The organism is Dactylosporangium sp. NPDC051087 (assembly GCF_055586325.1).
The window spans coordinates 155736-168377 of sequence record NZ_JBVJIJ010000005.1 but is presented as its reverse complement, the minus strand read 5'-3'; the positions used below and the strand labels follow the sequence as shown (position 1 = coordinate 168377).

Annotated in this window: 10 protein-coding genes; 8 read left to right on the top strand and 2 right to left on the bottom strand. The window is 73.0% G+C overall.

Features of this window, described 5'->3' with window-relative positions:
• Positions 1-158: 158 nt before the first annotated feature.
• Complete coding sequence (locus ACZ6TV_RS11840; protein WP_465297136.1) at positions 159-2096, bottom strand: IPT/TIG domain-containing protein; 1938 nt, start codon at positions 2094-2096, stop codon at positions 159-161.
• Between the two features lie 286 nt (positions 2097-2382).
• Here ACZ6TV_RS11840 and ACZ6TV_RS11835 point away from each other — a divergent pair, with 286 nt between their 5' ends.
• The 3 genes from ACZ6TV_RS11835 (at position 2383) to ACZ6TV_RS11825 (ending at position 5652) form a co-directional block, all read left to right on the top strand.
• The gene (locus ACZ6TV_RS11835) at positions 2383-4074 is read left to right on the top strand and encodes a substrate-binding domain-containing protein (protein WP_465297135.1); all 1692 of its coding nucleotides are present in this window, start codon (positions 2383-2385) and stop codon (positions 4072-4074) included.
• A gap of 61 nt (positions 4075-4135) precedes the next feature.
• Positions 4136-4627 carry a SigE family RNA polymerase sigma factor gene (locus ACZ6TV_RS11830; protein WP_465297134.1) on the top strand — a complete coding sequence of 164 codons (492 nt, stop codon included), beginning with the start codon at positions 4136-4138 and terminating at the stop codon, positions 4625-4627.
• Positions 4624-5652, top strand: a complete 1029-nt coding sequence (locus tag ACZ6TV_RS11825; protein WP_465297133.1) for a hypothetical protein — start codon at positions 4624-4626, stop codon at positions 5650-5652. The genes ACZ6TV_RS11830 and ACZ6TV_RS11825 overlap by 4 nt, the downstream gene beginning before the upstream one ends.
• Positions 5653-5657: 5 nt before the next feature.
• Here the strand turns inward: ACZ6TV_RS11825 and msrA are convergent, their stop codons facing one another.
• Positions 5658-6251 carry a peptide-methionine (S)-S-oxide reductase MsrA gene (msrA, locus tag ACZ6TV_RS11820; protein ID WP_465297339.1) on the bottom strand — a complete coding sequence of 198 codons (594 nt, stop codon included), beginning with the start codon at positions 6249-6251 and terminating at the stop codon, positions 5658-5660.
• Between the two features lie 252 nt (positions 6252-6503).
• Here msrA and ACZ6TV_RS11815 point away from each other — a divergent pair, with 252 nt between their 5' ends.
• The 5 genes from ACZ6TV_RS11815 to ilvA are packed head-to-tail and all read left to right on the top strand — an operon-like array spanning position 6504 to position 12637.
• Positions 6504-8084 (top strand): diguanylate cyclase domain-containing protein, encoded by a 1581-nt coding sequence (locus tag ACZ6TV_RS11815; protein WP_465297132.1) that lies wholly within the window; start codon positions 6504-6506, stop codon positions 8082-8084.
• 34 nt (positions 8085-8118) lie between these two features.
• The gene (locus tag ACZ6TV_RS11810) at positions 8119-9261 is read left to right on the top strand and encodes a cystathionine gamma-synthase (RefSeq protein ID WP_465297131.1); all 1143 of its coding nucleotides are present in this window, start codon (positions 8119-8121) and stop codon (positions 9259-9261) included.
• Between the two features lie 39 nt (positions 9262-9300).
• The gene (locus tag ACZ6TV_RS11805; protein ID WP_465297130.1) at positions 9301-10698 is read left to right on the top strand and encodes an amidase; all 1398 of its coding nucleotides are present in this window, start codon (positions 9301-9303) and stop codon (positions 10696-10698) included.
• Positions 10695-11414: a hypothetical protein gene (locus tag ACZ6TV_RS11800; RefSeq protein WP_465297129.1), complete on the top strand. Its 720-nt coding sequence runs from the start codon at positions 10695-10697 to the stop codon at positions 11412-11414. The genes ACZ6TV_RS11805 and ACZ6TV_RS11800 overlap by 4 nt, the downstream gene beginning before the upstream one ends.
• Complete coding sequence (gene ilvA, locus ACZ6TV_RS11795) at positions 11411-12637, top strand: threonine ammonia-lyase (RefSeq protein WP_465297128.1); 1227 nt, start codon at positions 11411-11413, stop codon at positions 12635-12637. Before ACZ6TV_RS11800 ends, ilvA begins: the two co-directional genes overlap by 4 nt.
• Positions 12638-12642 lie beyond the last annotated feature (5 nt).

The window sequence follows — 12642 nt, the reverse complement described above, 5'->3', positions numbered from 1 at the left end:
GTTTCGGGCAGCCGCGCGGGCTTTGCCTGCTCACTCAACGTAACATTCCGAATGCGCAGGGTTGTGAGAATCGTTCAGGATTCAAAGGTGTACCGGCGTCAAAGCGAGCGGCGGCCCGAAGTCATGAGGACTCCGGGCCGCCGTTGTTCCGCGATGGATCAGGCAACCGTCATCAGGTAGTCGGCGACCGTGAAGGTCGAACCGCTGGAAATGATCGACTGCGTGTAGTTGGCGTTGAGCTGCGCGCCGATCGCGCCGCTGCTGACGACCGTCACGGTGTAGGTGCCGTTCGGGATCGGGACGCCGGAGTGCAGCGTCAGCGACGGGGTCGAGGCGGTCGCGGTGGCCGCGTTCGACAGGGTGGGCACACCGGCGCTGACGCTCAGGATCCGCGTTCCGTTCGGGATGCCCGGACCGGCGATGGACCGGCCGACGTCACCGGCGTTGAAGGTCGAGCCGGCCGAGGTGCCCAGCGTGGGCGAGCCGGCGGTGGTGGCCGCGTCGGCGATGACCCGGTTGGTGTTCAGGGTCATGGCCGTCACGGCCGCCGTGGTGTTCTTCGACAGCGTCACGTGCGTCGAGTCCGTGAAGGACAGGATGCTGGTGCCCGTCGGGATGCCCGTGCCGGTCACCGCCATGCCGACGTCCGTCGAGGAGAAGGTGCAGCTGGTGCTGCTGGCCGAGCCGAGGACGGCCGCGGCGCCGGAGGCGACGGTGCAGCCCGAGAGCGCCCGGGTGGTGTTCGCGTTGGCGAAGCCGTTGCCCTGCGTGTACAGCGTGCAGACGAGCTCGGTGTCGTCCACCACCGTGACGTCGAGGCACTCGGCGACCTGCGCGTTGGTCTTGACCGTGGCGGGCGAGCCGGCCGTCGGGTTGTAGACGCCGCGGACCAGGTAGACGTGCGCCTTGGCGTTGTCCGGGGTCGTGCCGCCGGACGAGTTGCCGCTGAAGTCGAGCGCGGAGAAGCCGACGCCGGTGATGTCGAGGTCGGTGCCCGCGGCCCGGTTGTTCGGCGAGTTCTTCGGCGTCACCGTGATGCCGTTGGTGTAGCTGAAGACGTTCGGCTTCGTGACCGTGCCACCGGCGGTGGTCACGGACAGCGGGAACGGCCCGCCGGCGGAGTGCGCCGGGACGGTCGCGGTGAAGGACAGGTTGTCGCCGGCGACCACGATGTTGGTCAGCGGCGAGCCGCCCAGCGTCGCGGTCATGCCGACGCCGCCGGTCGGGATGTTGGTGCCGGTGACGGTGATCGTGGTGCCGCCCTCGGCGGGACCGGTGGCCGGCGACACGTTGTTGATCGTGGGGACCGGGCCGACGACGTACTGCACACCCGAGCCGGCGATCAGCGGGCTGTTCGCGTTACCCGCGGTGTTGCCGCTGTACGCGCAGATGTACCAGTCCTCGGTCGTGAAGCCACCGGCGTTGACCACGCCGGACGGCACGAGGACCGACAGTTTGTTGGTCGGTGGCGTGCCACCCAGGATCTTCACACCGGCGGCCGCCACCGTGACGACGGTGGCGCTGGTGGCCGAGAAGGTCGAGGTGCAGCCGCTGTTGTTCTGGAACTGCACGTAGACGGACCCGGTGTTGTACACCTTGCCGGGGGAGGTCACGGTGATCGTGTTGCCGCCGCCGGTCGGGCCGGACGTCGCGCTCGGCACGAGGTTGCCGTTGAGCGTGAACGTCTGGTCGCTGGTGTTGAGCAGCGACGAGCCGGCCGCGTTGTAGACGCAGACGAAGTAGTTGGCGGTGACCTGCGACGGGTTGCCGAGCAGCACCAGCGACGCCGGGACCGTCACGTCCAGGACCGTGGCGGAGGTCAGCGTGATGTTCGCCGCCGGTACCTCGACGACACCACCGGTCTGGGTGGTCGAGTCCGAGGCGCTGGCCGGCGTCGGGGTCAGGGCCGCGGCCCCGCACGTGGTGTTGCCGGCCGACTTCCACTGGAACTGCACGCGCGACGTGTTGGTGAACGTCGCGCCCGCGTCGGTCACGGTGACCACCGTGCCGGCGGGACCCGAGGTCGGCGAGATCGTCGTTGCGGCGAATGCCGGCGCCCCGGTCGCGACCAGGCCGGCCGCTGCGAGTGTCAGCACGGCGCCGATGCGCGCCGCAGCAACACTGCGTTGTGTTGTCTTGACTTGCACTGTGTTCGTCTCCTCCGTCTGACACCGCGGGATGGGAGCGATCGATGGGGAACGGATCACCTGGATCAGGGACACCCATACCGAATCGTCACTCAAAGTATCAGGGAGGTTGCTGAGAGTTATCGCGAACTGCGAAGGTTGCTCACACTTCGCGAGGGTCCCGACGCCGGGCCCGTGTCCGCCGTACGTCCCTGGTTTCCGCCCGGTTCACCCTGCCCCGTTCGAATCGGTGACCATGCGGGGGAGCAGCATCGTCGCGGCGTGCCTGACGGTCGCCGTCATCGTCAGCGGCCTGCCGGGATCGGCCCGGGCCGCCGGGCCGTACAGCCGGATCACCGGCACCGGATCGTCGTCCGTGGCGGACACCGTCAACGACTGGGTCGCGCAGGTGCGGCCGCGGGGTATGCAGGTCGACTACACGGCGACCGGCTCGACCACCGGGCGCCGGGACTTCGCCGCCCTGGTCAACGACTTCGCCGTCTCCGACCTGCCGTTCCGCGGCCTCGACCCGGCCACCGGGCAGCGCGACGACGCGCAGGGCCGCGAGTTCGTCTACGCGCCGCTGGCCGCGAGCGCGGTCGCCTTCCCGTACCAGGTGCGGGTCGGCGGCGTGCTGCTGCGCGACCTGCGGCTGTCGGGCTCGACCCTGGCGAGGATCTTCCTCGGCCAGATCACGAACTGGAACGATCCGCGGATCACCGCCGACAACGGCGGGCGGCAGCTGCCGTCGCTGCAGATCACGGTCGTCGTGCACAGCGAGGGCTCCGGCGCGACGGGACAGTTCACCGCGTTCATCGCGCACCAGTTCCCGGACCTGTGGCAGGAGTACTACGGCCGGCCGGAGTTCACGGAATACTTCCCGACCGCGCCGCGCACGGGGACCCGCGTCCACCCCATCGCCGTGAACGGCTCCGACGGCGTGATGAACACGATCTCGGCCGCTGCCTCCGACGGCGCGATCGGCTACGTCGAGCCCGCCTACGCGCGCAACGCCCGCTATCCGGTCGCGAGCATCCGCAACGCCGCCGGTGAGTACGTCGCGCCGGACCCGCTGAACGTCGGCGTCTCGCTGACCCACGCGACCTTCAACCCGGACCTGACCGCGAACCTCACCGGCGTCTACACCTCGCCGGACCCCCGGACGTATCCACTGTCCGGGTACACCTACCTGATCCTGCCCACCGGCGCGACCGACCCGCGGATGACCACCGGCAAGCGGCAGACCCTGGTGGACTTCTTCGCGTTCGCCGCGTGCGCCGCACCACTGCCGCAGAACCTGGTCCGAGCCCAGTTCGACCAGCTCAGGAAGCTGCACGACGCCGACCCGGCCGTCGACCTGAGCGCGCTGGACCTCGCGCCCTGCTACGACGCCGGCCCGCAGTCCGGGAAGGCGCCGGCGCTGGCGCAGAACGACACCGCGCCGTACACCGGCGACGTCAGCCTCCAGGTGACCCTGGGCACCCGGGTGACCTTGACCCAGGTCGACCCCGCGGCGCCGGGCGGCCACCCCGCGCAGGCGACCGACCCGACCGGACACCGGCACGCGTGGGTCTTCGAGGGCCCGCTCGACGGCGTGACGGTGCTCGACACCCGGCCGGTCCAGCCGGGCTGGACGGTGACCGGCCAGGCGAGCGACATGGTCAACGGCGGCACGACCGTCGCCGCCCGCAATGTCGGCTGGACGCCCGTCCTGACGGCCGCCGGCAGCGACGCGGAGGGCGCCGTGGCCGCGGGCCCGGCGGTGCGCCCGGCGCTGCAGGAGCAGACGAGCCCCGGCCTGCGGGCGGCGGGCCTGCTCGCGGCGGCGCCGAACGGCGCGGGCCTCGGCACCGCCCACGTCGGCGCCACGATGGTCCTGTGGATGCCCGACACCTCGCCCAAGGGCCACTACACGGGCACGCTGACCCTGACCCTGATCAGCGCCTGACCCGGGGCGTGCAACAGACTCCGTGCGCAGCTTCGTGTGAGGGGGCGAGCAAGGGGGTCGATTGACATTCGAGGAGTTCGTCGCGGTACGGCTGCCGGCGCTGCTGCGGCAGGCGACCGCGCTGGCCGGGGATCCGCACCTGGCGGAGGACGTCGTCCAGGACGTCCTCATCAAGGCGCAGCCCAGGTGGGCGCGGATCTGTGAGCTGGACGTGCCGGAGCGGTACGTCCGCAAGATGATCGTGAACGAACTGCTGTCGGCGCGCCGCCGGGTCGCCGCCGCGATCCGGCGGGAGCGGGTGCAGCCGAGGCAGCTCCAGGAGAAGGACCGGGCCGAGCAGGTCGTCCAGCGCGACGCCCTCGTGCGGCTGATCCGCGAGCTCCCGCCCCGGCAGCGCATCGTCGTCGCGCTGCGCTACTACGAGGACATGGCTGACGGCGACATCGCCGCGCTGATGGGCTGCAGCCTCGCGACGGTCCGCAGCCAGGCATCACGAGCACTCGCCAAGCTGCGGACCGTCGCGGAACTGCAACCCGCCCGGGAGGAACAATGATCGACAGCGAAGCGATCCGCGCCGCGTTCGGCGCCATCGCCGACGAGGCGGCGTCGCCGGAGCGGATCCGCGCCGGCCTGGCCGACCAGGCGCGGCGGCACCGGCAGCGCCGGATCGTTCTCCGGGTCGCCGGCGCGGGCGTGGCCGCCGCCGCGGTGGGTGCCGCCGGCGTGGGCGCGTGGCGCCTGACCCAGGACCCGGACACCGACTTTCCCCAGGTCGCCGGAGGTCCCGGGGGCGGCTGGCTCAAGGTGCCCCTGCGCTTCCGCCCGACCTGGCTGCCGTCCGGGTACGGGCAGCACCAGCGCACGATCGTCGTCGTCGGCGACCAGGCGCCCGCCCTGTCGCTGGACTGGCGCAACGGCACCGACGCGTCGGTCTCGCTGCTGGTCGGCTGGCACGACTCGCTCGACCGGCCGGAAGGCCGGACCGAGACCGTCGACGTCGACGGGGTCCCCGGGCAGCTGATCCAGACCGACGGGTCGGGCAACGCCGCCTACCTCACCTGGCAGCCGCCCGGCCGGCCGCAGCTGATGATCGCCGTGGGCGACGAGCACAGCCCCGGCGAGCAGCGGGCGACGGCGCTGCGCGTGGCCCGGTCGGTCCGGCCGGACCAGCGGGAGACCGCCGTCGGCCCGCGCTTCGGCTGGCTGCCGGACGACCTGACCGGCCGGCCGTGGCGGCTCAGCCAGAGCTACCGGGGACAGCTGTGGCTCCAGGAGATCTCGGCCACCGGCGCCGGAGACCGGCAGCTCCGCCTCCAGCTGGGACCCGACGCGCACAAGGACCTCGCCGACCACACCACCGCCCTGCCGGTGCAGCTCAACGGCCTCGCCGGCTGGTACTCGCCGGACAGCCGGAACCTCTTCCTGACCTGGGACGACGGCGTCCAGGTGCTCCTCGGCCTCGACAGGGACGCCGATCAGGCCGAGGAGCCGGGACAGGTGCCCCCCGAAATGGCCCGCATCATCGAAGAGCTCGACCACGGACCCTGGCCGGACATGACCTGGGTGGGCACCCGGTAGGCGCGCTACGCCGGCACGGAGCCGACGCCGATGGGGCAGGTCATGCCGTTCGGGCCGTGGTTGCAGTAGCCGTACGGGTTCTTCACGTCCGACAGATACTGCTGGTGGTAGTCCTCGGCGTAGTAGAACGGGCCGGCGTCGGCGATCTCGGTGGTGATCTCGCCCTTGCCGGCGGCGCGGACCACCGGCGCGAAGGCCTCCCGGGACGCGGCGGCCGCGGCGGCCTGCGCCGGGGTCGTCGTGTAGATCGCCGAGCGGTACTGCGTGCCGACGTCGTTGCCCTGGGCCATGCCCTGGGTCGGGTCGTGGTTCTCCCAGAACGCCTTCAGCAGCGTCTCGTAGGAGACCTTCGACGGGTCGTAGACGACCTGGACCGACTCGGTGTGGCCGGTCCTGCCGGAGCAGGTCTCCTCATACGTCGGGTTCGCGGTGAACCCGCCCTGGTAGCCGACGGAGGTGGAGTGGACGCCGGGGATGCGCCAGAAGATGCGCTCCGCGCCCCAGAAACAGCCCATCCCGAAGAAGGCGACCTCGAGCCCGGCCGGCCAGGGACCGCGCAGCGGGGTGCCGAGCACGGTGTGGGTCGAGGCGACCGGCATCTCGGTGTCGCGGCCGGTCAGGGCGGTCTCGGCGGTGGGCAGGTCGAGCGGCTTGCGGGACCAGAGGAACACGATCAGCTCCTATACGACTTGAGGTGCTTGGGCTCAAGTCTGCCTCGGGAAACGGCCGCCGGCCTTATCAAGCCATTACGGCCGTGATCGTCGAGACATCCTGCCCAGGATATCGGAGTGCTCAGGTCCGCCGGGGCCGCGCCGATGCCGTCGGGGAACGCCCGAACCGATTGGACATCGATGCGCCGCACCGCCCGGACCTCCGTCGTGCCGGACCACCCGGTCCCGGCGCGGGACCGGAGGCTGCTGTGGGCGATGGCCGTCCTGGTGCTGGTGAACACCGCCGGGTTCGGCGTCGAGCTGGCCGGCGGGTCGAGCTGGCCGCGGCCGCTCGACCACCTGCTGAGCCCGGTCGTCGCGCTGCTCGCCGCGCTCCTGTGCGGGCACGCCCGGCGGGTCTCGACGGTGCCGTGGGTACGGCGGTTCTGGCGGCAGTCCGCGTGGGGCATGTGGTGCATCGCCGCCGCCCTCGCGGTCCGGGTCGGCCACGTCGTCGCCGGTGTGGACGCGCTCGGCCCGGTCTGGACCGGGCTGCAGACCGTCGGCGCGGCACTGCTGAGCTGGTCGGTGCTGCGCGTGCCGCTGGGCCTGCGCACCCGCGCCGAGCGGGTCGCGCTCGCCCTGGACCTGTGCACCCTGCTGGTCGCCGCGGCGGTCCTGCTGTGGCACTTCTTCGGCACGGCGGCCCTCGCCGCGTTCACCGGCGGCGCCGCCACGAACGTCGGACCGATCATGGGCGCGGCCCTCGTCGCGGTGTTCCTCGGGGCGAAGGCGGCGCTCGCCGGCACCGACCGGCTGTCCCGGCGGACCCTGTACTGGCGGGCCCTCGCCGCGCTGGTCGGCGGGACCGGGTCGGCGGTCACGGTCCTGCTCACGACGCGCCCGGACGTCGACGCGCAGACCCTGCTGTTCCCGCTGGCCTCGTTCGCCACCGGGGTGAGCGCCTACTGCCACCTGGCCGACGTCACCGACCCGAAGTCGGGCGCCGGTGAGGCCCGGCGGCGCCGCTACAGCCTGCTGCCGTACGTCGCCGTCGCCGGGGTCGACGCGCTGCTGGTACACACGGCGATCGACAACACCGACGACCGGTTGCTGGTCGTCGCGGCCGCCGTCCTGCTCACCGGGCTCGTCGTGGTGCGGCAGCTCGTCGCGTTCGGCGAGAACGATGCGTTGCTCACCCGCCTCGGCCTGCAGGAGCGGCAGCTGCGCCACGACGCGACCCACGACGCGCTCACCGGCCTGGCCAACCGGGCGCTGTTCACCGAGCGGGTCCAGGCCGCGCTGCGCGAACCGGCGGGCCGCGACCGGGTCAGCGTCGCGCTCGTCGACCTCGACGACTTCAAGATCGTCAATGACACGCTGGGGCACGCGGTCGGCGACGGGCTGCTCGTCGCGGTCGCGGACCGGATGCGGGGCAGCGTCCGGGCCGGCGACATCGTGGCCCGCCTCGGCGGCGACGAGTTCGCGATCCTGTTCGAGGACTGCGACCGCGGCGCCGTCGACGGGGTCCTGGCCAGGGTCGCCGAGGCGGTGCGGATCCCGGTCGAGGTCGACGGGCACCTGATCGCCGCCCGGGCCAGCTTCGGCGTCGTCGAGGCCGGCGCCGAGGACCTGGAGGGCGACCTGCTGCGCCGGGCCGACATCGCCATGTACCAGGCGAAAGCGCTCGGCGAGGGCGGATTCCAGCGGTACCGGCCCGGGATGACGGTCGGCGCGGGCCGGTCCCGGAGCGCCCCGGCGGGTGGAATCGGCGGCCCGTGATCCGGCTCACCATGTCCCGCACTATGGTCGGTCCATGACGCACGGCTTCGAAACCCTCGCCATCCACGCCGGCCAGGAGCCGGACCCCGCCACAGGAGCGGTGGTCCCGCCGATCTTCCAGACCAGCACGTACGCGCAGGACGCGGTGGGCCACCCCCGGCGCGGCTACGAGTACAGCCGGACCCAGAACCCGACCAGGGACGCGCTGCAGGAGTGCCTCGCCGCGATCGAGGGCGGCCGCCGGGCCCTCGCGTTCGCGTCCGGGCTCGCCGCGGAGGACACGCTGCTGCGCACCGTGTGCGTGCCCGGCGACCACGTGGTCATCCCCGACGACGCGTACGGCGGCACCTACCGGCTGTTCTCGAAGGTGGCGCGGCGCTGGGGGCTGGACTTCACCCCGGCGTCGATCCACAGCGTCGACGCGGTCCGGGCGGCGATGACCGACCGCACGAAGATCGTCTGGCTGGAGACCCCGACCAACCCGCTGCTCGGCATCGCCGACATCGCCGCCCTCGCCCAGGTCGCGCACGACCGGGGCGCGATCCTCGTCGTCGACAACACGTTCGCCTCGCCCTACCTGCAGCAGCCGCTGCACCTCGGCGCCGACGTCGTGGTGCACTCGACGACGAAGTACATCGGCGGCCACTCCGACGTCGTCGGCGGCGCGCTCGTCGGCACCGACGACGACCTGCTGGACCGGCTCGCCTTCCACCAGAACGCGATGGGTGCGGTCTGCGGCCCCTTCGACGCGTGGCTGACGATGCGCGGGATCAAGACCCTCGGCGTGCGCATGGACCGGCACTGCGACAACGCCGAGAAGGTCGTCGAGTTCCTGACCAGGAGCAAGGCCGTCAGCCAGGTGCTGTATCCGGGGCTGCCCGAGCACCACGGGCACGAGGTCGCGGCGAAGCAGATGCGGCGCTTCGGCGGCATGGTGAGCTTCCGGGCCGCGGGCGGCGAGGAGGCGGCCGTGGACATCTGCAACCGGGCGAAGCTCTTCGTGCTCGGCGAGTCCCTCGGCGGCGTCGAGTCGCTGATCGAGCACCCCGGCCGGATGACCCACGCCAGCGCCGCCGGCTCGCCCCTGGAGGTCCCCGGCGACCTCGTCCGGCTGTCCGTCGGCATCGAAACAATCGACGATCTTCTCGCGGACCTGGAGCAAGCCCTCGCTCGTTGAGACACTAAGCGCCAGCCATCGGCCGGAAGGTGTCTCCTCATGCTGCACCGCTCCACCACCTGGGTCGGCACCACCGCGCGGGAGATCGCCCGCGCGGTGCGCCGCGGTGACACGTCCGCCACCGAGGTCGTCGCCGACCACCTCGACTCGATCCGCGCCTACGACCGGGTCGTCGGCGCGTTCCGGCAGGTCCGGGCCGGTGCGGCGATCGCCGAGGCGGAGATCGTCGACGACCAGCCGGAGCTGCGCAACCTGCCCCTCGCCGGGGTGCCGATCGCGGTCAAGGAGAACATCGCCGTCACCGGCCTGCCCACGTGGAACGGCTCGGCGGCCGCCCGCGGTCCCGTCGCCGAGCACGACCACGAGGTGGTCCGGCGGCTGCGGGGCGCCGGCGCGATCGTCGTCGGCGTGACCCGCATGCCGGAGCTCGGCATCTGGGGGCTCACCGACGACGCCGACGGGATCACCCGCAACCCGTGGCGCACCGACCGGACCCCCGGCGGCTCGTCGGGCGGGTCGGCCGCCGCCGTCGCCGCCGGCCTGGTGCCGATCGCCCACGGCAACGACGGGCTCGGCTCGATCCGGATCCCCGCCGCCTGCTGCGGGCTCGTCGGCATCAAGCCCGGTCGCGGCGTCGTCCCGGCCGGGATCGGCGCCAACGACTGGCACGGGCTCGCCGAGAACGGCATCCTCGCGACCACCGTCGGCGACGCGTCGCTGGGCTTCTCGGTCATCGCCGGTCGTACCCCGGAAGCGCTGCGGGAACCGCGGAAGCTGCGGATCGCGGTGTCCTCGCGCAGCCCGGCCACCGGGGTGTTCCCGGACGCGGGCGCCCGCAAGGGGCTCAGCGACGCCGCCCGGCTGCTGCTCGGCCTCGGCCACGACGCGGTGCGCGCCGACCCGGTGTATCCGGCGTCGCTCGCCGCGCACGTCCTCGCCACCTGGTTCGCCGGCGCGCACGCCGACGCCGCCGCCCTCGGCTCCGACCTCGGCCGGGCCCGGCTCCAGCCGCGGACCCGGCGGCACGCGCGGCTCGGCGAGCAGGCCCTGCGCCGCGGCCTGGTCAGGGAGGCCGACCGCGACGAGTGGCGGGAGCGCTGCCGCAACTGGTTCCTCAGCGGCGGCTTCGACGTCCTCGTCACCCCCGCCCTCGCCGGCGCCCCGCCGCGAGCCGTGCGCTGGTCGGAGCGCTCCTGGTCGGCGAACATGCTGGTCAACGCCCGGTATGCGCCGTACAGCGCGCCGTGGAACTTCGCCGGGTTCCCGGCCGTCGTGATCCCCACCGGGGTCCGCGCGGACGGGCTGCCCGCCGCGGTCCAGCTCGTGGGGCCGCCCGGCGCGGAGCCGCTGCTGCTCGCGCTCGCCGGGCAGGTCGAGCAGGCCGCGCCCTGGCGCCGGCACGCACCCGGCTGGCCCCGCATGGCGGCCCGGCGGTGACGGTGCGCCAGGTCAAGGCGATCTCCAGCTGGGCGACCGCGGCGATGCTGACCGTCGCCGCGGCGGCGCTCGCCCACCTGTGCGTGGCGTTCGTGCCGCTCGCCGACATCTGGGCCGCGCACCGGCCCGGCAGCGACGCGAGCGCCGTGCGCGTCGGCGCCTGGGCGGTGCTGGCCGTCGCGGTCGTGACCGCCTGGGCCACGTTCGCCGGCTGGGCCCGCCGCGCCCGGTCCAACCTGGCCGCGTTCGGCATCCGCTCGACGTCCGCCGCGCCGCTGTTCGACGTCGCCGTCGGCAGCGTCGGGCGGGCACCGGCACTGCGCCGCAGGATGACCGTGCTCACCTGGCTGTGGTGGCTCGGCCTGCTGCTCACCCTGGCCGCCGCGGCGCTCGGCGTCCTCGCCGGCCTGGACAACGTGCGCGAGATCGACGACGTCCGCGACCGGGTCGCCGCCGGTGGGAGCGTCGACCGGGCCCTCGTGTCGCACCTGTTCGGCCGCCAGCTGCTGCTGCGCCTGCCCGGGGCGGTGCTGGGCATCGTCACGGCCGTGTTCGCGCTGCTGCTCATCGCCCGCGTCACCAGCGCGCAGTACGGACGCGTCGCCCGCATCCGTGGCTCCGCGGCACCCCGGGCGGCGCTGCAGGCGCTGCGTTCCACGAACGAGCAATGGACCGTGGTGCTGCCGCTCACGGTGGGTGGCACGATCAGGGAATGACTGAACCGTCCTCGGGGCTCGTGACGCTCGCTGACATCGAAGCGGCACGTGATCTGCTGTCCGGCGTGATCCGCCGGACGCCGATCGAGCCCAGCCGGCCCCTCACCGCGAAGCTCGGCGGCCCGGCCTGGCTCAAGTGCGAGAACCTGCAGCGCGCCGGATCGTTCAAGGTCCGCGGCGCGTACGTGCGGATCGCCCGCCTCAGCGCCGACGAACGCCGCCGGGGCGTGGTCGCGGCCAGCGCCGGCAACCACGCGCAGGGCGTCGCCCTCGCCGCGAGCCTGCTCGGCATCGCCAGCACCGTCTTCATGCCGGTCGGCGCGCCGCTGCCCAAGATCGCCGCCACGAAGGGTTACGGCGCCGCCGTCCAGTTCGCGGGCTCCACCGTCGACGGGGCGCTCGACGCCGCCGCCGAGTTCGCGGAGCAGACCGGCGCGGTGCTGATCCACCCCTTCGATCACCCCGACATCATCGCGGGCCAGGGCACCCTCGGCCTGGAGATCATCGAGCAGATCCCCGAGGTGAAGACCATCGTCACCGGCATGGGCGGCGGCGGGCTCATCTCCGGCGTCGCGGTCGCGGTCAAAGCCCTGCGCCCCGACGTGCGCATCATCGGCGTGCAGGCGGCCGGCGCCGCCGCGTTCCCGGAGTCACTGCGCGCCGGGAAGCCGGTCCGCCTCGCCGCGCTGGGCACGATCGCCGACGGCATCGCGGTCGGCCGCCCCGGCGACATCACCTTCGCCCACGTCAGCAAGCTCGTCGACGAGGTCGTCACGGTCACCGACGAGGACATCTCCCGGGCGCTGCTCATGCTGCTGGAGCGCGGCAAGACCGTCGTCGAGCCGGCCGGCAGCGTCGGCGTCGCCGCGCTGCTCGCCGGTGTCGTCGAGGTCGACACGCCCGCGGCGGCGATCCTGTCCGGCGGCAACATCGACCCGATGCTCATGCTGCGGGTGATCGAGCACGGCCTCGCCGCCGCCGGCCGCTACCTGGCCTTCACCGTCCGCTGCGGCGACAAGCCGGGCCACCTGGCGAGGATCCTCGCGCAGATCGCCGCGCACGGCGCCAACGTCGTCGACGTCGCGCACCGCCGGCAGGACCCCCGCCTGCAGCTCGGCGAGGTCGAGATCCACCTGTCCGTGGAGACCCGCGGCTCCGAGCACTCCGACCGGCTCGTCAATGCCCTCCGTTCGGCTGGATACACGGTGACCTTCGGCGCGTAGAAGAT

Coding starts and splice junctions, on each gene's coding strand:
- ACZ6TV_RS11810 (WP_465297131.1), top strand. CDS start 8,119: ATGACGCACGGCTTCGAAACCCTCGCCATCCACGCCGGCCAGGAGCCG.
- ilvA (WP_465297128.1), top strand. CDS start 11,411: ATGACTGAACCGTCCTCGGGGCTCGTGACGCTCGCTGACATCGAAGCG.
- msrA (WP_465297339.1), bottom strand. CDS start 6,251: ATGCCGGTCGCCTCGACCCACACCGTGCTCGGCACCCCGCTGCGCGGT.
- ACZ6TV_RS11825 (WP_465297133.1), top strand. CDS start 4,624: ATGATCGACAGCGAAGCGATCCGCGCCGCGTTCGGCGCCATCGCCGAC.
- ACZ6TV_RS11805 (WP_465297130.1), top strand. CDS start 9,301: ATGCTGCACCGCTCCACCACCTGGGTCGGCACCACCGCGCGGGAGATC.
- ACZ6TV_RS11815 (WP_465297132.1), top strand. CDS start 6,504: ATGCGCCGCACCGCCCGGACCTCCGTCGTGCCGGACCACCCGGTCCCG.
- ACZ6TV_RS11835 (WP_465297135.1), top strand. CDS start 2,383: ATGCGGGGGAGCAGCATCGTCGCGGCGTGCCTGACGGTCGCCGTCATC.